Annotated in this window: 23 protein-coding genes; 6 read left to right on the top strand and 17 right to left on the bottom strand. The window is 28.3% G+C overall.

Annotated elements, in window-relative coordinates:
* Positions 1-22: 22 nt before the first annotated feature.
* A complete protein-coding gene (locus tag B5D41_RS06360; RefSeq protein ID WP_078809788.1) occupies positions 23-286 on the bottom strand; it encodes a hypothetical protein in 264 nt (87 codons plus the stop codon).
* A 229-nt stretch (positions 287-515) separates the two neighbouring features.
* Here B5D41_RS06360 and B5D41_RS06355 point away from each other — a divergent pair, with 229 nt between their 5' ends.
* Both B5D41_RS06355 and B5D41_RS06350 read left to right on the top strand, forming a co-directional pair.
* A complete protein-coding gene (locus B5D41_RS06355) occupies positions 516-773 on the top strand; it encodes a hypothetical protein (RefSeq protein WP_078809787.1) in 258 nt (85 codons plus the stop codon).
* A gap of 83 nt (positions 774-856) precedes the next feature.
* On the top strand, positions 857-1,324 hold the full coding sequence (locus B5D41_RS06350) for a YoqH family protein (RefSeq protein ID WP_078809786.1): 468 nt from the start codon (positions 857-859) through the stop codon (positions 1,322-1,324).
* Positions 1,325-1,396: 72 nt separating this feature from the next.
* Here B5D41_RS06350 and B5D41_RS06345 read toward each other — a convergent pair whose 3' ends face one another.
* The gene (locus B5D41_RS06345; RefSeq protein WP_078809785.1) at positions 1,397-2,560 is read right to left on the bottom strand and encodes an iron-containing alcohol dehydrogenase; all 1,164 of its coding nucleotides are present in this window, start codon (positions 2,558-2,560) and stop codon (positions 1,397-1,399) included.
* 635 nt (positions 2,561-3,195) lie between these two features.
* On the opposite strand from B5D41_RS06345, the gene B5D41_RS06340 reads away from it, so the two are divergent.
* On the top strand, positions 3,196-3,420 hold the full coding sequence (locus B5D41_RS06340; RefSeq protein WP_078809784.1) for a hypothetical protein: 225 nt from the start codon (positions 3,196-3,198) through the stop codon (positions 3,418-3,420).
* 135 nt (positions 3,421-3,555) lie between these two features.
* Here B5D41_RS06340 and B5D41_RS06335 read toward each other — a convergent pair whose 3' ends face one another.
* The 3 genes from B5D41_RS06335 to B5D41_RS06325 form a co-directional block, all read right to left on the bottom strand.
* On the bottom strand, positions 3,556-3,714 hold the full coding sequence (locus B5D41_RS06335) for a Spo0E family sporulation regulatory protein-aspartic acid phosphatase (RefSeq protein ID WP_078809783.1): 159 nt from the start codon (positions 3,712-3,714) through the stop codon (positions 3,556-3,558).
* Between the two features lie 47 nt (positions 3,715-3,761).
* The gene (locus B5D41_RS06330; RefSeq protein WP_078809782.1) at positions 3,762-4,013 is read right to left on the bottom strand and encodes a LysM peptidoglycan-binding domain-containing protein; all 252 of its coding nucleotides are present in this window, start codon (positions 4,011-4,013) and stop codon (positions 3,762-3,764) included.
* Positions 4,014-4,239: 226 nt separating this feature from the next.
* Positions 4,240-5,406 (bottom strand): DUF2935 domain-containing protein, encoded by a 1,167-nt coding sequence (locus tag B5D41_RS06325; protein WP_078809781.1) that lies wholly within the window; start codon positions 5,404-5,406, stop codon positions 4,240-4,242.
* 149 nt (positions 5,407-5,555) lie between these two features.
* On the opposite strand from B5D41_RS06325, the gene B5D41_RS06320 reads away from it, so the two are divergent.
* The gene (locus B5D41_RS06320) at positions 5,556-5,780 is read left to right on the top strand and encodes a hypothetical protein (RefSeq protein ID WP_078809780.1); all 225 of its coding nucleotides are present in this window, start codon (positions 5,556-5,558) and stop codon (positions 5,778-5,780) included.
* Positions 5,781-5,892: 112 nt separating this feature from the next.
* On the opposite strand, the gene B5D41_RS06315 is transcribed toward B5D41_RS06320, so the two are convergent.
* The 9 genes from B5D41_RS06315 to B5D41_RS06275 form a co-directional block, all read right to left on the bottom strand.
* A complete protein-coding gene (locus B5D41_RS06315; RefSeq protein WP_078809779.1) occupies positions 5,893-6,534 on the bottom strand; it encodes a hypothetical protein in 642 nt (213 codons plus the stop codon).
* A 78-nt stretch (positions 6,535-6,612) separates the two neighbouring features.
* Positions 6,613-6,876: a TIGR04076 family protein gene (locus tag B5D41_RS06310; protein WP_078809778.1), complete on the bottom strand. Its 264-nt coding sequence runs from the start codon at positions 6,874-6,876 to the stop codon at positions 6,613-6,615.
* 113 nt (positions 6,877-6,989) lie between these two features.
* Positions 6,990-10,067, bottom strand: a complete 3,078-nt coding sequence (locus tag B5D41_RS06305; protein WP_078809777.1) for an efflux RND transporter permease subunit — start codon at positions 10,065-10,067, stop codon at positions 6,990-6,992.
* 2 nt (positions 10,068-10,069) lie between these two features.
* Positions 10,070-11,368, bottom strand: coding sequence for an efflux RND transporter periplasmic adaptor subunit (locus tag B5D41_RS06300; RefSeq protein ID WP_159442908.1), 1,299 nt, complete (start codon positions 11,366-11,368; stop codon positions 10,070-10,072).
* On the bottom strand, positions 11,352-12,671 hold the full coding sequence (locus tag B5D41_RS06295) for a TolC family protein (RefSeq protein WP_078809775.1): 1,320 nt from the start codon (positions 12,669-12,671) through the stop codon (positions 11,352-11,354). Before B5D41_RS06295 ends, B5D41_RS06300 begins: the two co-directional genes overlap by 17 nt.
* A gap of 221 nt (positions 12,672-12,892) precedes the next feature.
* A complete protein-coding gene (locus B5D41_RS06290) occupies positions 12,893-13,195 on the bottom strand; it encodes a hypothetical protein (RefSeq protein WP_078809774.1) in 303 nt (100 codons plus the stop codon).
* Between the two features lie 16 nt (positions 13,196-13,211).
* A complete protein-coding gene (locus B5D41_RS06285) occupies positions 13,212-14,066 on the bottom strand; it encodes a DMT family transporter (RefSeq protein WP_078809773.1) in 855 nt (284 codons plus the stop codon).
* 121 nt (positions 14,067-14,187) lie between these two features.
* On the bottom strand, positions 14,188-15,060 hold the full coding sequence (locus B5D41_RS06280; protein ID WP_078809772.1) for an alpha/beta hydrolase: 873 nt from the start codon (positions 15,058-15,060) through the stop codon (positions 14,188-14,190).
* A 30-nt stretch (positions 15,061-15,090) separates the two neighbouring features.
* On the bottom strand, positions 15,091-17,565 hold the full coding sequence (locus B5D41_RS06275; RefSeq protein WP_078809771.1) for a U32 family peptidase: 2,475 nt from the start codon (positions 17,563-17,565) through the stop codon (positions 15,091-15,093).
* Positions 17,566-17,766: 201 nt separating this feature from the next.
* Here B5D41_RS06275 and B5D41_RS06270 point away from each other — a divergent pair, with 201 nt between their 5' ends.
* Entirely contained in the window at positions 17,767-18,912 is a 1,146-nt protein-coding gene (locus B5D41_RS06270; protein ID WP_078809770.1) for an iron-containing alcohol dehydrogenase, read from the top strand.
* 863 nt (positions 18,913-19,775) lie between these two features.
* Here the strand turns inward: B5D41_RS06270 and B5D41_RS06260 are convergent.
* Both B5D41_RS06260 and B5D41_RS06255 read right to left on the bottom strand, forming a co-directional pair.
* Positions 19,776-22,028: a sensor domain-containing protein gene (locus B5D41_RS06260; RefSeq protein WP_159442907.1), complete on the bottom strand. Its 2,253-nt coding sequence runs from the start codon at positions 22,026-22,028 to the stop codon at positions 19,776-19,778.
* Positions 22,029-22,219: 191 nt separating this feature from the next.
* Positions 22,220-23,410, bottom strand: a complete 1,191-nt coding sequence (locus B5D41_RS06255) for a NupC/NupG family nucleoside CNT transporter (protein WP_078809767.1) — start codon at positions 23,408-23,410, stop codon at positions 22,220-22,222.
* A gap of 355 nt (positions 23,411-23,765) precedes the next feature.
* Here B5D41_RS06255 and B5D41_RS06250 point away from each other — a divergent pair, with 355 nt between their 5' ends.
* A complete protein-coding gene (locus B5D41_RS06250) occupies positions 23,766-24,008 on the top strand; it encodes a YkuS family protein (protein WP_078809766.1) in 243 nt (80 codons plus the stop codon).
* A gap of 166 nt (positions 24,009-24,174) precedes the next feature.
* On the opposite strand, the gene B5D41_RS06245 is transcribed toward B5D41_RS06250, so the two are convergent.
* A complete protein-coding gene (locus tag B5D41_RS06245) occupies positions 24,175-25,128 on the bottom strand; it encodes a DMT family transporter (protein WP_078809765.1) in 954 nt (317 codons plus the stop codon).
* Between the last annotated feature and the right edge of the window lie 25 nt (positions 25,129-25,153).

Here is a 25,153-nt window from a genome sequence, read left to right as displayed (position 1 = left end):
ATTTAACCAATTAATTTTTAAATTATCTATTTACTAAATAACTTCCAAGGAGTGCCTTTATAGTTTCTACTTCAGAAGGTTTGTTTGCTTTAATAACAAAGTGTCCTCCTTTTATTAGAATATTAAAGTCATTAATTCCTTTTTTTTCTAAATGATTTTCTACTTGATGAATATCATTATTTTCAGCTAAAGGTACTTTTTCGCCTACCAAATCTTTATTAACATAAATATTGAATCTATCATATGGTAAATTTTGATCACTTATTGGTTCTTTATCAAACCACATATAACTTACCTCCTAATAAATAAAATTTCTTTTCAGTTTAAGTATATCCTTTAAAAACAAAATTATAACAAAATTCTTGATTAAATTTATAACTAAAAAATCGAGAGATAGTTAAGTGATTATATTAATTAATTACAATACTGAATTAACAATCTCCTCTGTAAAGTATAAAATTAATAAAATATATTGATAATAAATTATATATTAAATCAATCCTGGAGGAAAAAACATGTTACATCTTATAACAGAAGAAGATATAGAACAGGCTGTTGATTATTTAGCTAATACATTACCAAAAGAAACACTTGAATATGCTTATGATCATATTGAAGGTAGTCAACCAAATCATATTCTTTTTCACTTTGGTATAAAGGATAGGGTAAAATGTGCTTTAAAAGAAGGAGATTTCGACTGGAATGATGATATACACGATGATCTTTGGGAAAGACTTACCCATAAAGCTGCACAGCAAATATTTAAAAAATAAATTAACTAATAATAGAATAAAGTCATTCACAATTTGAGGTTTTTCGTCATAAGATATGATAAATAGAAGAAGGAGGTATAACGATGTTACAAAGTAATCATTCTTATGTTGAAACACATCCACTTGAGCCAGTTGGACCGGCGGAAGATCTCTTTATTGTTGGAGTATCAGTATTTGAAATTACTGATTTTGAACCACCACTCCAAAGAGCAACAGTTGTAGGAATAAACCTACCTGATCCAGGAACATTTGGACCTTATAATTCTTATATAGCTACCCTTGAAATCCCTAATGATCCAGCTGAAGAATTGACTGATGTTCCTTTAGAACCAACACCAAACGAAGATGTGTGGGCAGGTACTACTTTCCTGGATTTTGGAGGAACCTTACCACCAATTGATGTTTCTGTACGCCCTCAACAAGAAGATGGCACAAGAATTGGCCCTGTAATTTTACAGGGTACTGTTTTTGGTGAAGAAGTTGATGGAGATAACGGGAATAATGAAGACAATAATAATTCACCATTTAGAAGCAGATATAGGAGAAAATAAAATTAATTAGGGAGAGCTAAATTACAATAACTCTCCCTATGATTATAATAGTTAATATTTATGTTTTTATATTTATTTAGCTAATTTATAAATGCTTAATACATCTCCTTTATTTAATTTCTTAAAATTTCCTACAGGACCGTTTTCAGTGCATTTTTCTGCCATTTCTTCTACGCGGTCATCAGAAATATCCATTTCTTCTAATGTCACTGGTAATCCAATAGAACTAAAGAAATCTTTTGTTCTTTGTATACCTTCTAAAGCTGTTCTTTCAGGATTATCAAAATCAAATTCAACATTCCAAACTCTAATAGCAAATTGAATAAACTTATTCATATTTTCTTTATATACATACTTCATCCATGCTGGAAAGACTGTTGCTAATCCTGCCCCATGAGCTACATCATATATTCCACTAATCTCATGTTCAATATCATGTGATGCCCAATCTTCAATCCTACCTGTACCTAATAAGCCATTATGGGCTATTGTACTTGCCCACATCACTTCGGATCTTGCTTCATAATTTTTAGACTCATCTAATATAATAGGAATATTTTTGATTATGGTCTTTAATGTTCCTTCACATAATCTATCTGTTAAGTCCACATTATCTGTATTAGTAAAGTATCTTTCCATAATGTGTGCCATAATATCAGCGGCCCCACAAGCGGTTTGATAGTCTGGAAGAGTAAAAGTTATTTCTGGATTAAGAATTGCAAATTTAGGCCTAATTAAATTTGAACCAATAGATCTTTTATATTCTCCTTCTTCTTTTGTAATTACAGATCCTACACTTGATTCACTTCCTGCTGCTGGAATCGTTAATACTACACCTATTGGGAGCGCTTCTTTAACTTCTTTCTTTCCCATATAAAAGTCCCAAACATCTCCTTCATATGGTACACCAACAGCAATAGCTTTAGCAGAATCGATAACGCTTCCACCGCCAACAGCTAAAATAAAATCAATATCCTTTTTACGACAAATCTCTATACCTTCTTTGACGAGACTAAGACGTGGGTTAGGTTGTACACCACCTAATTCAATTACTTCTACTCCTGCTTCATTTAAAGAATTAATTATTTTATCATATACACCATATTTTTTAATACTTCCTCCTCCATAATGTAATAATACTTTATTACTAAACTCTGTTGTTTCTTTACCTACTTGTTTCTCTGTTTCTCTTCCAAAGATTATTTTAGTAGCATTTTGAAATGAAAAGTTTTCCATTATTAAGCAGCCTCCTCTAGTTTATTTTAAACTATATTTCTATGTATCCTTGATTTATATTCTATGTCAGAATTATAAATTCCTTTATCTTTATTTATCAGCCTTTTTTAGGTCAATTTATAAAATATCATAATTATATTATTTGTCTAATCTAAATAAATTATAAAATAAAAAACACATTACTACTTAATATAAATAATATACCTTAGTATAAAATGCAGTATTTTGTAGCAAATTAGAATAAGCATTCATAATATATAGTAAAATATCACAACAGGAGGTTAACAATATGCCCTTAGAAGAACAGTTACTAGAACAAATTGGTGATTATGTAGAAGTAATTGTAACCGCTGGTGCAGGCTGTTGTTCACAAGAAGGAGTTTTATCTGAAGTTGAGGAAGAAGCATAAAATTTTAGTTATCATAAAAGATTAAAGATCTCTACACTTAAGACAAAGGTAATTCATAATATGAATTATCTTTGTCTTTTCATATCCTACCTAAAATTTTGAGATAACACTAATGTTACTATTTTTTAAAATATCATATAATTTAATATAGAATATAATTTATTGTAACAATTCAAAGAGATCCATCATAAAATATAGTAAATTAAAGCTAAAGGAGGTAGATAGAATGCCATTCGATGAATTGTTGGAAGAACAACTAGGTGATTATGTAGAAGTAATTATTACTGCCGGAGGAGGTTGTTGTACACAAGAAGGAATCTTATGTCAAGTAGCAGTAGATAATATTATTCTAATTAATGATGATGTAAGAATAGAAATACCATTTGATTCTATTGCAGCTGTAAGAAAATTAGCTGGTGGAGCTCCATTTGACGAAGAAGTTGAAGTATAAGTTATCATAAAAGATTAAGTGTATTTATAGTTAAGGCAAAGGTAATTCATAGTATGAATTGCCTTTGTTTTTTATAGATCACTCCCGTAGTTACAGTAGCTACGGGAGATATAGCCTATATGCAAAATTCATAAGCTACTTCTTTTTAATTTTCATATAATTAATAATTAATTTATCTAATTTCTCACTTTTTTCAATTACTTTTTCTCTAACTAAATCGTCTTTATTATTCACTATTTGAACAAGCTCTAATTTCGACTTATTAATTTCTGTTTTTAGACACTTAATATTCATCTTTAATAGCTCCTTTTTTAAAATTATTTATGATAGTTAATTTACGCTTATGATTTAATCTTATATACTTTTATTTCATCACCAATAATTAACTTAACTTTATCTTCATTTAACTTTCTTAAGTAATAAATATATTCTCGAATCTTTATTTGTTTTGGTTTATGTTTTTTAGCAATTGCCCATAAAGTGTCCCCAGCTTTAACTTGATATTTAATAATTTCATAATTGTAACTTTCCCAACCGTATTCATTATTACTTGTATGAATAAACATAATTACTAAAATTATAATTAATGACATCACAGCTAACGTTAAATTTTTCTCTAAAATATCAATAATAAATTCTCCTTTAATAGCTTAATATCTTTAATTATATTATATTAATTTTTAAGATTAATTTCAGCTAAAGTTATCACTATCTTTTCTGATAAATATCACATTAACTATTAAAAATAATGTAACTCACTTTTCTTTGATAAAAACAAAAGCAGTTATCAAATTTGATAACTGCTTTTGCTAAACTTCATTAAGATTCTATATTTATTTGATCTCGGTCTAAAGTAGTTCCTCTAGTTGTTACAAATTCTAACGTATAATTACCTGGATTAGGTAATTGATTTTTTAACATTTTAATTAAATGATATCCTCTTTGTTTACGGTTAACTACTACTTGAATAGTCATATTTTCTAAGTTTAGACTATCAATATCATATTCAATTGCTCCAATAACTATATTTCTATTAAAATCTGTTCTACTTGGTATCTGAATACCAAATTCATCCAGTATATTTGTTAATTCAACTAGATTAGTTGCTCCAAAGAATCTTTCTTCAAGTCTTCCTCTAAAATTATCAGTATTATTTCTAGCCAAAGTCTCAAAATCAAACTCACCTGTTGGTGGTTCCGCATCACATTCAGGTATATTATCTTTTAATTCATCTAATTCTTCAAGGAATTTATCAGTTTCTAAGCGGACATGAGCTGTTAGAATTGGAGTTGGAACTGTACTTAATACTTGACAATCTTCAACTAACTCGTGAGCTGCTGCCTTAAAATCACGTAATTCAGTTGTTGCCTCTATAACTTCATTTGTAAATCTAATTACTGTATTAAAACAATCAGGGAGTGACTCTGCCATCGATTCTAAATCACGAGCGATTTCGAGTAAACGTGAAAAAATTTCGCGAAATTGTTCTGCTTGGGTTAATAATGTTTTTTCAGATGGGTCAAGCAAATGAATTATGAATTCTACGTGTTCTTCCATGATTTGTAGCCAAAATACTTCTTCTTGAAGTATTTCTCTAAAAGTATTAGGTTCTGGAGTATTAATCAAAATCTCTTGAAAGTATATTGCTTCGCTAATAAGATGGTCTACTAATGAAGGCATTAAGCTGGAGCGTAATTCACATTCAACTAACATATTTAAAATATCTTGCTTAAACCCTATTAAATCTGAAACAGCATCAATTAAGTTTTGTAGTAATTCAGTATTGATTTCTGTTACATTATTTAATCTTTCTTCTAACTCTTCAAATTCATCAATAAAATCTTGGGCTTCCTCTCTTAATCCTACACGATCAGCAGGTAAACCTAATTTAATAAAGAGAGCGTGCTCTTTCATTCTTGCTACCCAGAAACGAATATCATTTAAACTATCATCAACAATTTGATTTTTTATTCGCTCTTTTTTCATATTATCCCTCCTTAATTTGTATCATATGTCATTTCTCGTAGATTAGTGCGATAAAATTCAAAATAAATTTATTTAAAAGTCTATTTTTTGTAACACTTCAATGAAATTTTAATAATATATAATATATAGATTTTAAAGGGGGAATAAAAATGCCTTTTGAAGACTTGCTAGAAGAACAAATGGGTGATTTTGTTGAGGTTATTATTACTGCTGGAGAAGGTTGTTGTGTTCAAGAAGGAATTCTATGTCAAATAGGATTAGATTTTATTACTTTAATTGATGAGGATGTAAGAGTAGAGATACCATTTGATGCTATTGCAGCTGTAAGAAAGCTTGCTGGTGGAGCTCCATTTGATGAAGAAGCAGAAGCATAAAACAGCTGTAATTTGTACAAAAAAGATTAAATTTATTCATAGATAAAACATGGGTGATTAATCACCCATGTTTTATCTATGAATATACAACTTTGTATATATTTATTTTTAATTATAAAGTAAATATATCTTCATAGTAGTCATTAGTAATTTTACGTTCATGTTGAATTTGAGGATTAATAGTTCTCATAAATCCTTTAATCCAATCAGCATATAATTGATGCATTAATTCAATTGATACATCTACTTTTTGCCAAAACTCAGTGTGAAGCCTACTATTATGTCGCCAAACAATTTTATTACTATCATCTTGAATTACTTGTGATAAGCGGTCACAAGGCATTCGTTCTACTAAAGTATTCTGTAATGCTTCAAAAGCTGTCTTTAAATCATTATTTGTTATATCTTCACCAGATTGCTTAGCTAAATAAGCCCCATGTTGTTGATAGATTTCTTGTAATAAATTCTGATCATTATACTTATCCATTAATTCTTTAACGATAACTGCTTCTCTAGTTTGAGCTGTATCGATTGCACCTTCTAACCAAGGATGGATGTGGCTATTTACTATTAAATCTTCTAAAGCCGAATCATCCTTTAACTCACCGTATTCGCCTCTAATATCATTTGCTAATTCTTTTACTTCTACTCCATATTTTTCTGTAAAAGCTTTTACTACCTTTACTTCTCTATCTTCTACTGTTTTAATTTGATTATATAACCAATGATGGATTGGACCTAACATTTGACTCATCTAATCACTCCTATTATTATTTGTATTGCTATATAACTTATATGATTATATTAAACAAAACTTGAATCACTTATTCTACTATTCTAATGCTTCAATCTTAAATACATTAATAACATCTACATCTGAACAACAAAACAGCATTTCACCATCTTCATTTTGGGGTAGTTCACCACCATATCTTAATATATCTATATATGGAAAAGCTACATGCATTGCCATAGAGCACAATTTTCCTCTTTGTGTATCAAAATCAAAAGTATCACCTATCTTATGACCATGATGACAATGTCCCTGACCTTTTTTATCTACTAATGATATTTTAATTTTAGGTTTCTTACTCACTTAATCCCCCCTTATCTTCATAACTTATCTTTAATCCATAATATCACTATCTAATAATCAATAATATGATAATAATCAAAGACAGGAGAAATTTTTAATTATATTTATATTTACTATTGAAATTTAGCACTAATATTTGTAACTAAATTATACATTACTGGCACTAGAATAAGAGTTAAAAATGTAGAAACAATTAAACCACCAATTACACTGGTAGCTAATGGAGCAAATCGTTCTGAGCCTGTTGCCAATGCTAAAGCTAAAGGTAACATTCCTCCAATGGTTGAAGTTACTGTCATTAAAATTGGTCTAAATCTAGTAGAAGCAGATTCCATAATTGCTTGCTTGTCATCCATACCTTTCTTACGATTAGATATAGCTCTATCAATTAATAATATTGAGTTATTAACTACAATTCCTGTTAGTAGAATAACTCCCATGATAGCAGGTAATGAAAGATATTTTCCTGTAAAGCGTAAAGCATTTACAACTCCAGTCATCTCTAGAGGAATAGCTAACATAATAATTAACGGATAGATAAAGGATTTAAATTGACCTATTAAGATTATATAAATTAATAGAATAGCTAAAACAAAACTAATTCCCATTCGTTTCATTGATTTCTTTAAATCTTCCTGTTTTCCAGTAACTTTTGCTTCATAATTATCTGGTAGTTTGACACCTTTTAATTTATCCTTAACATCATTAGCTACTTTACTCAAAGGCCGTCCTCGGTTATAACCTATAATTGATATTTTATTCTTGAATTTTTCTCTTGTAATTAAATTAGCTCTTTTGGTTTTTTCTATATCTACTAGTGATTTTAAAGTAATCACGGGTCCTTTTGGTGATTTAATCATTGCTTGTTTGATATCAATTATCTCATTTTGATCATTATCTTGATATTTAACTCTAATATCTAAATCATCTTTGTAAGGTAATTTGAATTTTGATACTTCTAGACCTTCAAAACTGATCATAGCTTGATTACTAACCTCTCTAGTAGTTAAATTTAAGTCAGCTAAGCGGTCATGGTCTATATTAAGATGATATTCTGGATTATTCAAAGTCCAAGTAGTAGCTAAGTCTACTAAGCCTGGAACGTCATTCATTTTTTCTTTTATATTCATAGCTAACTTCTCTAAAGTCTGTAAATTTCGACCATAAACCTCGATTACAAGAGGTGCTTTTGTTGTAGATACTACAGTAGTACCAACTTCTCTAACAATTGCTGTTCTAATTCCAGGAATTTTAGAAATTTTATTTCTAATACGTTTTTGTATATCCCAAATACCTTCAGTACGGTCATGTCTATCAGTGAGTACTATTGAAAGGTTAGCCTGTTGTACCCCATTAGCACCTGTCTTTGCATTAGATAAGTTACCTGATTCAGCACCTATTTGACTAGAAAAGATAATAATCTCTTCTTCTTGAGCTAGAATTTTTTCTATTTGGCTAACAATTTGACCTGTCTTTTCTAAAGAAGAACCAGGTTCAGCTTCAATCGAAATTCTTGTTTGAGCTGAATCCATTTTAGGTAATTTTTCAGCGCCAATCTTAGGAACTTGCCGCATTGTTCCTACAAAGATTATTAGGATTAATGGTATAACTATAAACCATTTATTTAAACTAAATTCTAAAATTTTAATATATTTATCTTTAATAAATTCAACTCCTTTATTAAAGAACGAAACTAAACTTTCTAACTTATTTAATCCAGCTTTATCTTTCAAAATCCTAGAAGCTAAGAATGGAATTAAAGTTAATGATAAAAATACAGATGTCGTCCAAGCAAAGATTAAAGTTAAAGCCAAAGGTTTAAACATCTGTTGAACAAAACCACCTACAAAGATTAAAGGTAGTAATACGATAATTGAAGTAGTAGTCCCTGCCATACTGGCTAAGGTTATCTCTTCTGCTCCTATAATAGCTGCTTGAAATGGCTTTTTACCTTCTTTAACATGTCTTACTATACTTTCAATAACTACTATAGAATCATCAACTAACATTCCTGTAGCTAAAATTAATCCAGACATAGTAACCATATTTAAAGTTAACCCAACAGCTTTAAGTAGTCCTAAAGTTACTAAGAAGGTAGTAGGAATTGAAAGAGCAACAATTAAAGTACTTCTAACACTTACTAAATATAGAAATAAAATAAGAATTGTTAATATAATTCCACTTCTTAGACTACCAATCATGCTATTAACAACTATATTGACTAAATCCGACTGATCATCTACTATTTTAAAATTAAGCTGAGGATATTTCTTTTTTAAATCTGTTAATCTTTCCTTAGCATTACTTACTACTTTTACAGTGTTGGCGTCATCAGCCTTTTTAATATTAAGAGCTACTGCTTTTTGACCATTTACTCTAAATTTACTCGTAGGTTCTTCATAACTATCTGCTACTTCAGCTATATCATGTAGTCTAACTAATCTGCCATTAAAATTACTAATAACTATATTTCCTAATTCTTTTATACTTTGATATTCACCTACAACCCTAACTAAATATTCATTATCATTAGTAGTTATCTTCCCAGCAGGACTAGTTAAATTCTCATCTTTAATTTTTTGAGTAAGCAAATTAATTGGAATTTCATAAGCCTTTAATTTATTTTTATCTACTTTTACAGCTATTTCTCTTTCTAGACCACCAAAAGTAGTGACTGATGAAACACCAGAAATAACTTGAAATTTAGGCTTAATTTCATTTTCAATTAAACTTTTTAATTCTACTAAAGAATTATTGCCGTTTACAGCCACAGTTAAAACAGGTTTATTAGAAGAATCCACCTTTAATACCTGTGGTTCTTCAATATCATCTGGTAATTCATCTTTAATCCGATTAATTACATTTTGAACATCTACTGATGCTACATTAATATCTTTATCGTAACCAAATTCTAATGTAACCACTGAGCTGCCTTGTTGGGCTTTAGTTTCTATATTTTGAACGTCTTCTACGGCAGCTAATTTATCCTCTAAAGGTTCATTAATTAAATCATTTATATCTTCAGCAGATCCTCCAGGATATTCAGTTAAAACTGTAACTACTGTTGGGTTGAGCTCTGGATATAATTTAGTCTGAAGAATATTAAAAGCAAGGACTCCTAATAATAAAATAATTAAAGTACAAGCAATTACTATATAAGGTTTTTCAACAGAAAATTTAGGTAGACTCATGATTATTCACTCCCCTGCTTTCTAATATAGATCTGTTCTCCTGGATTTATTTGATTAAAATTAGAAGTGATAACTTGTTCACCTGGTTGTAAACCTTCTGTTACCAAGTATTTATTTTTAGAAATTGATTCAACCTCAACTTTTCTTTTAACTACAAAATCATCTTTAACTACATAAATATAATTTTGTTGTTTTGACTTTACAACACTCTTAGGCAAAATAATTACATCTTTCCAAGTATTTAATATGATTCTTCCTTTTCCAAACATACCTGATTTTAATTTGAATTCAGGATTATTAATTATAATGTCAACTTCAATAGTTCTACTCTGTTTATCTACTTTAGATCCAATCTTACTAATTTGCCCCTTAAATATTTCTTTAGGATAACTATTAACCTTAATATAAGCTGTTTGCCCTACAGCTAAATTAGATAATTCCTTAGTACTAACATCTGCCTTTAATAGAACCTGATTCATACTTACGAGATAAGCTAATGGTTTATTAGCATTTACCATTTCTCCTTCTTCAATAAAAACATCAGTAATAACTCCAGAAACTGGTGCTGTAACTACAGTATTATTTAATTTTTCTTTAGTTAGCTTTAATGCTGCTTGAGCTTGTTTTAATTTAAATTTAGCTGCAATTCTATCTTCCTTCCGTGCTCCTTCTTGAATCAAATTTAAATTTTCTTGAGCAAAATTTAATTTAGCTTTAGCTACCATATAATTAGTTTTTACAGTATCTAAACGTTCTTTAGTGGTCGCTCCATCTTTATATAATTTACTAATTCTTTTATAATCGGCATTAGCTTTTTTATAATTAGCTTCAGCTTGATTAACACTTGCTTTAGCTTGTTTTAATTCTTGATTTCTTGCTCCAGCATTTATTTTATTCAAATTTGTTTGGGCCACTTCTAAATTGGCTTTCGCCTGTTCTACTTTAGCTTTTAATATATCTCTTTTTAAAACTCCAATAATCTCTCCCTTCTTAATTTCTTCCTCTTCATTTACCTTTAAATCTATTAATTTACCATTTGTTTCAGCAAAAGTATTAACTTCTTTTATACCTTCAATAGTACCGGTAATCTCTAATTCTGATTTAAAATCTTCCTTTTCAATTTTCAAAACATTTACTTCAATTTTTTGTGAGCCAGATTTAGTATCTTTTTGTACTTGTTCAATATTTTTAGAATTTACATTACTTACTTCTTCATTTTCTTGTTGTCCACATCCAGTTAATAATACTGTTAAAATTAATAATACAAGTAATCCTACCTTAAATCTATAACTTTTTTTCATATTGTCCCCTCCTATCATAGCTCCCCATTGCCTTAATTAATCTAGCGACCGCCATCTGATAATTATATTTTGCTTCTAAATAATTGGTTTTAGCTGTCGTTAAAGAGATTTCTGCATCAATAACTTCTGTACTAGTAGCACTTCCTTCTTTATATCTTAATCTTTCAACTCTTAAATTCTCTTTAGCCTCTTGTATGCTTTTGAAAGTAACTTCTACCATTTTTGCAGCAGATTCCTTATCTAGATAAGAACTTTTCACTTCTAAAGCAATACCTTCTTTTAATTGCCATTTAATTTCTTTCATCTGTTTTAAATTAGCTTCTGCTTCTTTTATTACTGCTTTAGTCTGACCTCCATCATAAAGTGGTAATTGTAAATTTAATGTCAAATCCCAATTATTATCTTCTGGTAACATTTCTCCACCGGTCCATTTATAATTTCCAACTAACATAAGTTCTGGTGAATCTGATGCTTTAGCTATTTCAAGTTTAGTTTGATAATTAACTAAATTTAATTGAAATTGCTTCAAATCAGCTCTATTAATAAAAGCTTCTTCTAAACATTCCTCTAAAGATAAACTATAATTTGTTTGTTTTAATCCACCTTTAATTGAAATAGATTTAACTTGAGATAAACCAATACTATTTTTAAGTTGAGATTTTATAATTTCTACTTTGTTCTTAGCATTAATTAAATCCTTTTGTACTTTTGTTTTTCTGACTTTTGTTTTTAATACATCTGTAATTAATACAGCGCCTGCTTCATAACGGGAATTAGCTACTTGCAAATGAGCTTCCACTTGAGTTAATGCCTTTTTAGTTAAGTTAACTAATTTTTTAGCCTTTAACAGCCTATAGTAATCTGTAGTTACTTTAAATATTACTTCATTCTTTTTATTATCCAAATTGAGATTAGCTTTTTTTACTTCATTATCCCTAATATTTATTCTTTTAGATAATTTATTACCTGTATATAGAGGATAACTACCATTAAGACCAGCTTGATAGGTGTCTTTATTAGTCACTTTTGATTCAGTCTCTCCAACTTCAGTATAACTGGATTCAAAATTAACTTTTGGTAATTTATTAGCCTTGCTTTTTGCTAAATTTGCTTCAGTAACTTTTAATTTCTGTCTAGCAATTTTAATTTGAGAATTAACCTTTAAAGTTAATTTAATAATTTTTGATAGATTAAAATTTTGATAATTATTATTTTCTGCTGTCCAACCGATCAAACTTAGACTACTAATTATAAGTAAGATTAATATCAATATAAATATTTTTTTGTTAGATAAAATCTTCATCTATTCTCCTCCCATGAATTATATTTTTTAAATCAATTTACTATCTCTTTGTTATGAATGAATACTCATTCATTAATGCTTAAAAAAATAGTTAACTTGGTTTAATAATAACCTTATTTATATAAAAACTCTATGAGAAAAGTCACAAAAGTAATAAAAGCACTCATTTGAGTGCTTTTATAATATTAAAATATTAAATTGATAAATTAATTAACGATATATTATTTAGGAGTAAAAGATCCTTTAATTTTAATAAAGTTATCTAAAACTCCTATAACTACAATTTCATTATAGTATTTATTTTCAACTTTAAAAACAGTAAATAAATAATAATTTTTATGGTTCGCAGAAGATTTAATTAATGGTTTTTCGATTAAATTTGCTAATCCTTTTTCAAGAATATTAGAATCTTCTGTTTGCTTAGATATTTCTTCATCAAGCCAATTACTAAATTCTACTGGAGTAGGATTAGTAATATATAAAACTAATACAGCAATACATAATATAATAATACTTTTCTTCATAAGTTCCCTCCTAAAATTATTTAGATACAACTATATAACTCCCACTTAAGATTAGTCCTCCACCAATTAAAGTAGTAACAGTTGGTATTTCACCAAAGATAATCATAGCAAAAAATATAGCACTTACAGGATCTAGATAACTCAAAGCTCCTACATCTTGAACTTTACTAATTCTTAATCCTTTAATATATAAAATTAAACCAAGAGCTGTATGCATTATCCCCATAACAAATAATAGCAATAATGACTTTAAACTTGGTAATTGATAATTGGTGATGAATGGTAACAAAATTGCACATGCTATTCCTGTTTGTAATAAAGTTAAATATTGTGCAGAAAGGTTAGAAATTAATTTATTAGTTAAAGCAAATAAAGCATAACAAGTAGCTGCTATTAATCCGTAACCTACTCCGTATAATTGTGCTGAAGCTAATTCATTATTCCTACCACCTAATAACATTATTGTAATACCAATAAACCCTAATGCTAAAGCAATTATCCCTTTCTTAGTTAACTCTTCCTTTAAAAATAAGACAGATAATATAGTTAAAATAATCGGTGAAGCATAATAACTTAAAGTAGCACTAGCTATAGTAGTAGTTTTAATTGCTTTAAAAAAGAAAATCCAATTTAAAGCTAGAGTAATACCCATTGCTAATATCAGTAGCATACTGTTACCTTTTAAATCAAATTTTAAATCTTTTTTATAAACTGATATAAGTAATAACGAAATGAAAGCAAATAGGACTCGATAAAAAACAATTACTTGTGAAGTTTCTGGAATAAAGCGAGCAAATATTCCAACACTCCCCCAGATTAACATCGCTATAATAATAAAAATATAACCTAGCTTATTATTTTTAGACTGCATAATTACCTCCTGTTCTGATTATATAATTATATACCTTACTTATATTACTACTACGTAAGATTATTAATTTCCTGTATAAGAATATAATACCCCTTTCTTTGAAGTTTGATTTTTATTTTATCTATATGTTCGAATTTAAAAAATTAACTACTTCTTTAAAGAGATCTTTTACAACTGGATTTGACATATTATAATCAAATGCATGTCCTTTTCCTTTAACAGTTATCAGCCTATTATATACTTCATATTCATTTAATCTTTTTGACATTTCTAACGATTGCTCATATGGTACATCGGTGTCATTATCTCCATGTATTAAGAGAGTAGGTGGGAAACTTGTATCTAAGTTATATATTGGGCAAAAGGGGATTATTTCTTCTTTCTCTTCAATAATATTATAGCCACTTACTTGTTTTGTCCAAATACCATTTTGCCTACAATATACATAATATATATACCTTTCCCTATCTCCTTGCACTAAGATGTTATTATCAATAACATTAAATGCTTCTTCTTTAGTAACTGAAGGCATTTTACAATAATGAGCACTAGGTCTTACATACCAATCAGCAAGTATATCACCATAGCCATAAAAAGATACGATGGTATTAGGCTTTTCATCAAAAGTACCAGTTAATAAACTTAAGTAACTTCCTGCAGAACTTCCAACTAATGCTATCTTATTGGTGTCGATATCCAATAAATTTTGGCCATTTTCTTTTATCCAAATTAGAGCATCATTAATATCTTCAATTATATATTCTAATTTAGTTTCAGGTGCTAACCTATAATCTAAAGAAATAACTGAATATCCAGCTTCATTATATAAGTCAACTTGTTTAGAAATAATATCTTTTCTTGAACCCCATATTAATGCTCCACCATGAATATACACAATCACAGGTGAATTTTTGATGTTGCTGCTATAAAAATTTAAATGTATTGGAAGATTATTAACTTCTTTATATATGTAAGTACTCATAGAATTGACCATGATTTACTCCTTCCCCAATAGCTACAACTGTTATTCTACGCCACGATAAAAGTGCCCTTTAGTATATCCTTTCCTACCCATCTTAGCCTTTAATCTAGCAAAATCAAATGATTCATTATTAATCTTAGCACGATACGCTTGTAAAATTTCAATAGCTTCATCTTTATCTTCTAAAATAAAGTCTAAACGATAACTTTGACAATTCACCTCAGTAATTTCTGATAAATAATCTACTAAATAAAGAAATTGGCTATTATAAAGAATAGTTGAACATGTAGCTGGATCAGCTTCAATCGGAACTATCATATCTTTACGATCTAATAATCCATAATTTTTTTGTAAACATTCTCTATTACAGTCCTTATCAAAATCAAAACCAGTTACTACACTTCCAATTGGACAATATTCAGTAATCATCATCGGTAAATGCCCGTAAACTATAAGCTCTTTATTAATATTATTATACTTAGCTAACTCTCTTATTTCTTGTAAATTAAGCTCAGGTGATAAAACTACTCCATTATATCCTTCATCTTTCCAATGATTAATAATATAACTATTAAAATTATTAACCGGATAGTCAGCAATTAACTTCTTATTAGACTTTTTTAATAATTGAGCTACTCCTAACTGCGGTACAAGATATCCATCAATTTTACTAGTTTCTAATTCTTTAATTTGCTGTTTAACCTTTTTCATCTCATTTTGACGAGCAATCTGTGGTAATTTAATAAATAGCTCTGTATCATAATTTTTAGCCATCTGTACTAGATCATTAATCTCATTTAAATTTAACCCCTTATTATCACAATAAACTCTATCTATTCCCACTTCTAAAATAGCTTCCATATAATCTACTTGCTTAAGGTAAACAGTTAATTCTTCTTTATTCTCTATATTAGCAGATGCTAATTTTAAATTTTCTTTTTTTATCTTATTATTTTTTGGTGTATTAATAAACTGTTTACTTCTTGTTTGATTTAGCTTATCTACTGCATCACGCCGTAATTCATTTATCTTAGAGATAGGTATAAATAAATTATTATCAATATCTAATTCTATATTTTCAAAAGTATAAGGAGTATTGCCTAATTTATTCAATTGTTCCTTTAAATCATCCTTGGTAATCGGTTGCTTTCTTGCTTCCTCAGGAATAAAAGTGCTCTTTGCCGATACATAATGGCCATCATCCTCCCAGATATTTAACTCCATTGCTTCTCCTAGTTTAGCAGTTAAATGTCCATACACTTCTATCTTGTTAATAGTATCTGGCAGATGATAAGTTTCTTGTAAATTTTCTAATAATTCTTTATCTGCAGTTTTATAAACTGGATTACCTTTTCTTATCCTTCCTGTAATCTTAATTTGGATTATATTATCATCTATTTTTTCAAAATCTGATAGAGTAAGTCCAGGATTCTTGTCTTTATCTGTCCATATCTCGATTCCATCTCCTGGATTAATTTCTTTACTTAATCTTATCTTACAATCCTTACTCTGATAATCATAGCTGATTACCTCTCCAATCTTTAATCCCCAGTTCTTTGGTCGTTGGTAACTAATTAAATCTAAATCATCTTTACCTAAATAATAACCAGGAATAAAATCACCACGATTAAATATCTGGGTAATCTTATCTTGATCTTTTGTATTAACTTTATAGTTTTGTTGCCTATTTCCTAAATAATTATTAATATACTTACGATATATCTTAGTCAGTAATGCAGTATATTCAGAACGTTTCATCCTGCCTTCAATCTTAAGAGAAGTAATTCCTATATCAATCAAATCAGGTAAGATTTCTAATGTATTGATATCCTTAGGACTAAGCAAGTGAGTATTAGCAAACTCTTCACCGATTACTTCTTCACTTTCTAAATCAACCAACGTATAAGGTAAACGACACGGCTGAGCACAACGTCCTCTATTACCGCTACGTCCTCCAATTAAACTACTCATTAGACACTGACCTGAATAGCATACACATAAGGCACCGTGTACAAATGCTTCTACTTCTAGATTAGTCTCTTCTATAATCAATTTTATCTCTTTTAATGATAGTTCTCGAGCAAGTACAACTCTAGAAAAGCCAAGCTTCTCTAAATATTTAGCTCCTTCTAAATTATGTATAGTTAACTGGGTACTAGCATGTAATTCTAAATCAGGAAAAGCTTTATTAATTAACCGCGCTGCTCCTAAATCTTGGACAATTACTCCATCTACTCCATAATCATAGATCTTTTCTATAAATCTAAGTACCTCTTCTATTTCTTCATCTTTATATAAAGTATTAACCGTAACATAAACTCTAACTCCACGAATATGAGCATAATTAAATACTTCTTTTAATTCCTTTAAAGAAAAATTTTCTGCATTTTCACGGGCGTTAAAAGACTTACCTCCTAAATAAATAGCATCACATCCATTTTGAACCGCTGCATATAAACTATCACGATTACCTACTGGAGAAAGTAACTCTATTTCATCTAATTGATAATTATACATATGTAATCATTATCCCCTTTCTACCCTATATCATCACCGACTGACTTTAAAAATATTAACCAGTCTTCATTGTATCTTATTACAAGCTTAATTTCAATTAAAATTTAAAGACTATAATTGGCTAAATAACAAATAGTTTAATGGGATATAATAAATATTGTTGTTACTATAATAAAAATATCAAAATAGGAGTGATTATTTTTGTCAACCTTCATGCTTCCTAGAATTATTCATCATGGCAAAGATTCATTACAAGAATTAGAAGAAATAGAAGGTCAAAGAGCCATTATAGTTACTGACGAAGGAGCTATGAGAAAATTTGGTTTTATAGATAAAATAGTAGCTCATTTAGAAAATGCAGGCTTAGAAGTTAAAGTATTTGAAGGAGTAGAACCAGATCCGTCAGTAAAAACAATATTAGAAGGTAAAGAGATAATGTTGGACTTTAAACCGGATTGGATAGTTGCTCTTGGTGGAGGATCGCCAATGGATGCCGCAAAAGGTATGTGGTGTTTTTATGAATATCCAGATTTAGAATTTGAGGATATTATAGAAGTAAACTCTATTCCTAAATTAAGAAACAAAGCTAAATTTATTGCTATTCCATCTACTAGCGGTACTGCTTCAGAAGTTACTGCCTTCTCGGTTATTACAGACACCGAAAAGAAAATCAAATATCCATTAGTGTCTGGAGAATTAGTTGCTGATATTGCTATTGTAGATCCTGAAATACCTTCAACAATGCCAAAACACATTACTGCTAATACAGGTATGGATGTATTAACTCATGCTATTGAAGCTTTTGTTTCTACAGGTGCAACAAGCTATACAGATGCATTAGCCTTAAAAGCTATTGAACTAGTATTTGAATATTTACCTAAAGTATATAAAAATGGTGATGATTTAGAAGCAAGAGAAATGATGCACGATGCCTCTACAATTGCAGGGATGGCTTTTTCTAATGCTTCATTAGGTATAGTCCATTCTTTAGCTCATAAAATTGGAGGCGAATTACATTTCACACATGGATTAGCTAATGCTATTTTATTACCTTATGTAATAGAATTCAACTATGAAGCTGCCAATAATAAATTCAGAATTATTGAGGAATCTTTAAAAGTAGATAATTTAGCAGATGCAGTACGTAAATTAAATTCTAAAGTAAATATCCCTATTACATTTAAAAAGATATCTAATAAATTTGATGTTACAGAAGAAATGTTTGAGGATGCGTTAAAGCGTATGCCTAAGAATAGTCATCAAGACCCATGTACCTTAACTAATCCTAATGAACCTACAATCGAAGATATGAAAAGCCTTTATAAAGAAGCTTACTATGGAAAATAATCTTAATAAAAAAGCCCTTTATTGCTTATGAAGGGCTTTTTAAAGTTTATTATCTATTTTACATAATTTCCCAGGTGATAATTTGTGAATATTTTTGAATATATGAATAGTATAGTTATTATAATAACTTTATCTTTATAATAATATAATTACTAAATAGGATAGGTTATTTTCCACGCACCACTATTATTTTAATTTATTTAATATTTTAAATTTTCAGAATAATCAAATAAATTTAAAGGGTTTCTAAACTTAACGTCTAATTTATACTTTAAGGGGGTGATTATATATTAATTATTAAAATCTTTTTAAAATGATTACTAGCATGTTCTATATTCTATTAAAAACTATACCAACTTTATATCATTAGCAATGCCTCCCCTTTCCTCTATTCTAGCTATTAGCACAATGTTCATTATAAAATAAAGTAAATAATAACAAGAACATGCTCCTACAATAAGGAGGTGAATTACTATTAAAATAATAGTAGGAATATTCTTAACTTTGCTATGTATTGGAGGTATGTTATGGAGGTATGAAGATAAATCACAGAAAGAAAAAGACTATACTATATTAGGTATTTATCTAATATTATTTGTTTTGATAGGCTTTTTAATAAATAGTGTATTACCTGCTATATTATTAGCGCTTTTTGGATTCTATATTAATTGTAGAAATAATAGTTCAAAATCAAAGAGTCGTAATAACACTAATCATTCTTGAAATATAGGAGAGAAATTATATGAATACAGGTAATCAAATTAAATCACTAAGAGAAGAAGAGAAATTAATATTAAGAGAGTTATATCTTTACTTCTTTTCTTAGTGATATTAAATAATCTGTAACTGAATCTTTTAATAAACTATTCTATTTTAGAATAACTTGACAGATTAGATTTATTTAAAATATTTTTAATTTTTTCTGGTAATAAAGGATGTGCAAACAAATATCCTTGCCCAATATTACATTGATTTTCTGTTAAAAATAACTTCTGTTCGTAAGTCTCTACTCCTTCAGCAGTTACATTAAAATTCAAATCAATTCCCATATTAATTATAGTCTTTGTGAGTGCAGCTTTATTTGAATTGTTTACAATATTATGAATAAAATTTTGATCAATTTTTAAATTATCTATTGGTAAACGATTTAAAATACTTAATGAAGAATATCCTGTTCCAAAGTCATCAATTGCTATCTTAATTCCAATATCCTTTAATTGATTTAAAGTTGGAATTAAATGTTCTATTTTATACATACTATTTTCAGTAATTTCTAATTCTAAATATTTAGGGTTTAATTGAGTTGATTCTAAAACTTGAGTTACCATATCTACAAAATCTTCACTGTGAAATTGTTGTTTAGAAACGTTAACTGCCATGCATATAGGAGGTAAACCAGAATTTTGCCAAGCTTTATTTTGTTTACATGCTGTTTTTAAAACCCACTCGCCAATTGATTTAATAAGTCCTGTTTCTTCTGCTATTGGAATGAATTCTCCTGGAGAAATATTACCAAGTTGTGGATGCTTCCAACGAAGTAATGCTTCAACTCCAATAATTTTTCCTGTAACGATATTAATCTGTGGTTGATATCGAAGAGTAAATTCATTATTAGCTAATGCTTTTCTTAACCCTTTCTCTAATTCTACTTTTCGTGAAAGTTTTTCATCTAAATTATAATTAAAGAATTGGTAATCATTCTTTCCACTTTCTTTAACTGAATACATTGCTATATCAGCATATTTAATTAATCTTTCCACATTATCTGCATTATTAGGATATAAGCTAATACCAATACTTGGAGTCGTAAAAACTTCGTAATTATCTACAATAAATGGATTAGAAAATTCATCAATTATTCTTTGCGCTACTTTATCAACTTCTCCTCTATTTATATCTTTCATACCAACAATAAATTCATCACCACCAAAGCGTGCTACTATATCATCTTTCCTTGTACTTTTAATTAAGCGTTCAGCTGCCTGTTGTAATACCATATCACCAATATCATGACCTATTGTGTCATTAATCATTTTAAAACGATCTAAATCAATAAACAGAATTGCTAATTTCTGTTGTTCTTCTGTAGTATCTACTATAAATTCTTCAAGTAATTTATTTAATAGATTACGGTTAGGTAAGTCAGTTAAAGTGTCATGGTAAGCCATGTAATTAATCTTTTCTTCCATGTCTTTATGCTTAGTAATATCCCTACCAATCCCACATATCCCAACTATTTCTTCATCTACAATTAATGGGAAGTATTTTAAACTTAATTTAATATGATGTCCATCTTTATGTATAATAGTACATTCAAAAATTTCCGTTTTTCCACTAAGTGTTTCATTAAAATGTTGATTTACTTTATCTAAATCAGTAGAAATAACTAATTCATCCGAATTCATATTAAGTAGTTCCTCTTTATTATAACCAGATATTTTTTCACAAATATGATTTACACGCATTATATTACCTTCTGAATTAATAGTAAAAACTGCATCAGGATTCTGTTCAAAGATAGAATTATAACGCTTTGTAGTTTCTATTATTTCTTTTTCTATTTTTTTACGATCAGTTATATCTACCATGATTCCATTAAATTCATATACATCACCATTAGAATTAAGATTAGGAGTTATATTACTTTTAACCCAACACACTTTATTATCTTTACATATAATACGATATTCTAAACTAATAATTTCTCCTGAAAGTAATTTATCTTTTTCTCTATTAAGGAGTTTTAAATCATCTGGATGAATAATTTGTTTCCAAAAATTTGATACATTTTTAAATTTTTGATTCGAAAAGCCACATAATTTTTCAAATCCTCTAGAAATTAATACTTCATCTGTTTTTAAATTAACAGACCAGATTGCTGCATCTATATTATTAAAAATAAAATTTAAATTATGCTCTTTTTCTTGGCATTGTTTAGAATATAATTTAATATTATCATATTTTAAAATTAACCATAATAATATTATGCCTAATGTAATACTAATTAATAGTTCAACTATATCTAAAATTCCATAAGTAAAATAATGATAAAAATTAAATATTATTAATAGAAAAAGATTGCTGATTAATGCAATTATTTTTGAATTTAATTTCAACTTACTTACCTCCTTTTCCTTCTTCTTATGTAAATTCAATTTATCACCCTTACATTCCTGCATTTTACTACAAAATCAATAAAAAAGATCAATCTTTCTACATTTTTTGATGGTTTGTAATAAAAAACCTTCCTAATTTATAGAAAGGTTTTAGTCTAGTAATTATTCTAAACCAATTATTAAATTTTATTTTATAATAATATACCAGCAATTGTAGCAGTCATGTAAGTAGCTAGTGTTCCACCAATTAATGCTCTAATACCTAAAGAGGCAATTTCTCCTCTTCTTTCAGGAGCTAAACTACCAATACCCCCAACTTGAATAGCAATAGAAGAAAAATTAGAAAAGCCACATAGAGCAAAAGTAGCGATTAATTCCGACTTTGTTGATAATGTTCCCTCTTTTATCATTCCTGCTAACTGAGAGTAAGCTACAAATTCATTAATAGCCATCTTCTGTCCTAATAAACTTCCTACCTCTTGGATTTCTTCTACTGGTACTCCCATTAAAAAAGATAACGGTGCAAAAAGATATCCTAAAATTTCTTCTAAACTAATCCCTATAAAACTTAAAGGATAGTTGATTAAAGCGATTAATGATACAAATGCCAATAACATAGCAGCTACATTTAAAGCTAATTTCAAACCTTCACTTGCTCCTTCAGCTGCAGCATCAATAATATTAGTATTTTCAATTTCTAAATCAATATCTATATCACCAGAAATAGCAGATTCTTTAGTTTCAGGTATAATAATCTTGGCCATTACTAAAGCAGCTGGAGCTGACATAATGCTAGCCGCCAGTAAATATCCTGCATTAATACCCATACCAATATAGCCAGCCATTACTCCACCAGCTACTGTAGACATTCCACCAGTCATTAAAGCCATTACTTCTGATCGAGTCATATCTGGAACATATCTCTTAACTACTAAAGGAGCTTCTGTTTGTCCAACAAATACATTAGCTGCCGCAGATAAAGACTCTGCTCCACTTAAGTCCATAGCTTTTTTCATAACTTTAGCCATTACCTTTACTACTTTTTGTACAATGCCTAAATAATATAAAACTGACATTAAGGAAGAGAAAAATATAATTGTAGGGATTACAGATAAAGCAAAACTAAATCCTGTATCCATTAGAGCACCAAAAAGGAAATCTGCTCCATCAGTTGAAAAACCTAAAATTTCAGCTACAAAATCACTCAATTGTTCAAAAAGCAGTTTTCCAATTGGTAACTTTAAAATAATAAAAGCAAATGTTAATTGTAACAAAAGCCCTCCAATAACTGGATGATAATCGATTGCTTTACGATTTTCAGAAATAATAAAAGCAATCCCTAGTAATGCTAACATACCAATAACTCCGATTACTCCAGACATATTAATAACCTCCATAATTATTTTATATATTTGTAGACCAATTATTAAATTTTAATAAATATTCTTAAATGTTAATTTATTTTATTAGTTTGTAGTAATCAAAATTTAGCTTGCCCTAATAGTTATTAATTTATTATAAAATTCAATTACTTAACTCAAACTTGATATACGTATAATATACTATAACATTTCTAATAAACTTTAGTTCTATAATTTTAACATAACAGTACTTTGATGAAATTTTAAACGTTTAATTTTATTTAATATGTATTTTCTATCCGATAAAAAGCCAAAATATTAAATAAGAAAAATACACATATACTAAAATATTTAATAAAAGAGGTGATTTGATATAATGAAACGAAGAATTGCAATTGAAGAAGGTTTAACAAATGTCAGTCAAGAATTACAAGGTAGTAATTATGAAATTGTTAATTTAGATAGTAATAACCTTCAAAGTGTCGATGCAGTTATAGTTAGTGGAGAAGATAATAATATGATGAATATGTCTGATATTAAAACTAAAGCACAAGTGATCAATGCTCATGGATTATCAGCAACACAAGTAAGAGATGAAATTAAAAATAGACTAGTTTAACTAAAAAACAGCCGCAGATTACTGCGGTTGTTTTTATTACTCTTATGTAGAAGGTGTCACTTCATTATTCTCTTGTGATATACTAATATTTTGATTTAAATAATCTAAATTTAAGAAATAAATTGTGAGTGCTATGGGATAATACATAACTGAGGTTAATAATAAATTATTCCTGTAATACTTTTGTATTCTTCTTTTTTATACGAAAATTTATGATAAAGATCCCTATTGAAACTAGCAATAATGCAATTAATATATTAATACTAATATTTTCTTCCACTAAAAGTATATTAGAAAATAACACTCCACTAACTGGAATCATAAATTTATAAATACTAATATAGCCTAGAGAGTTATATTTAATTAAAGTATACCATAAACCAAAACCAACTGCTGACACAAAAGCTAAATATATCATGATTGAAAAAGTTTTGATAGTAAAGTTAAGACTACTAGCTTCAACCCTAGTAATAGAAATTAAAAATAAAACTAAAGATCCTAATAACATTTGATAACCTGTTATTATTTGTGGAAAAATTTTATTAGCTAAATCTTTAGCTAATATTGCAGCTACAGCTGATACCGTACCAGCAATTAAAATAAAACCTTCTCCCAAAAAATTAAAAGCAAAATCAAAACTACCTCTATTGATATTAACAATTAATACTCCTAAAAATCCAACTATTAACCCTAAAATTTTTCTAGTATTTAGTTTATCACTAACATAGATAAAATGAGAAGTAACCACAGTTAAAAATATTCCACTAGTGCCTAAAATTGAAGCTTTAATTCCAGTAGTATTCGCTAAGCCATTATAAAAAAATGAATATTGTAAAGTTGTTTGAAATAGCCCTAAAATTAATAATGGTTTAATAAATTCTTTTTTAACTTTTAAACTTTCCTTCCCTTGCTTAAAATATAAATGACCTAATAATATTAGTGAAGCAATAAAAAAACGATAAGAAGCAAATAACAATTTAGAGAAAAAATCAGTTTTCTCAATCATTAATTCGTGATAACTTATTTTCAAAAATGGAAAAGCTGTACCCCAAAGAATGCAAGCAGTAATTGCTAAAATCGGTACCCAGAATTTATTAGTAAAAATTTGATGTTCTCTCATACTAAATCTACCCTCTCTTTTTTAG

Origin of the sequence: Selenihalanaerobacter shriftii, assembly GCF_900167185.1 — a bacterium.
GTDB lineage: Bacteria > Bacillota > Halanaerobiia > Halobacteroidales > Acetohalobiaceae > Selenihalanaerobacter > Selenihalanaerobacter shriftii.
This window is presented reverse-complemented; position numbering and strand designations above follow the sequence as displayed.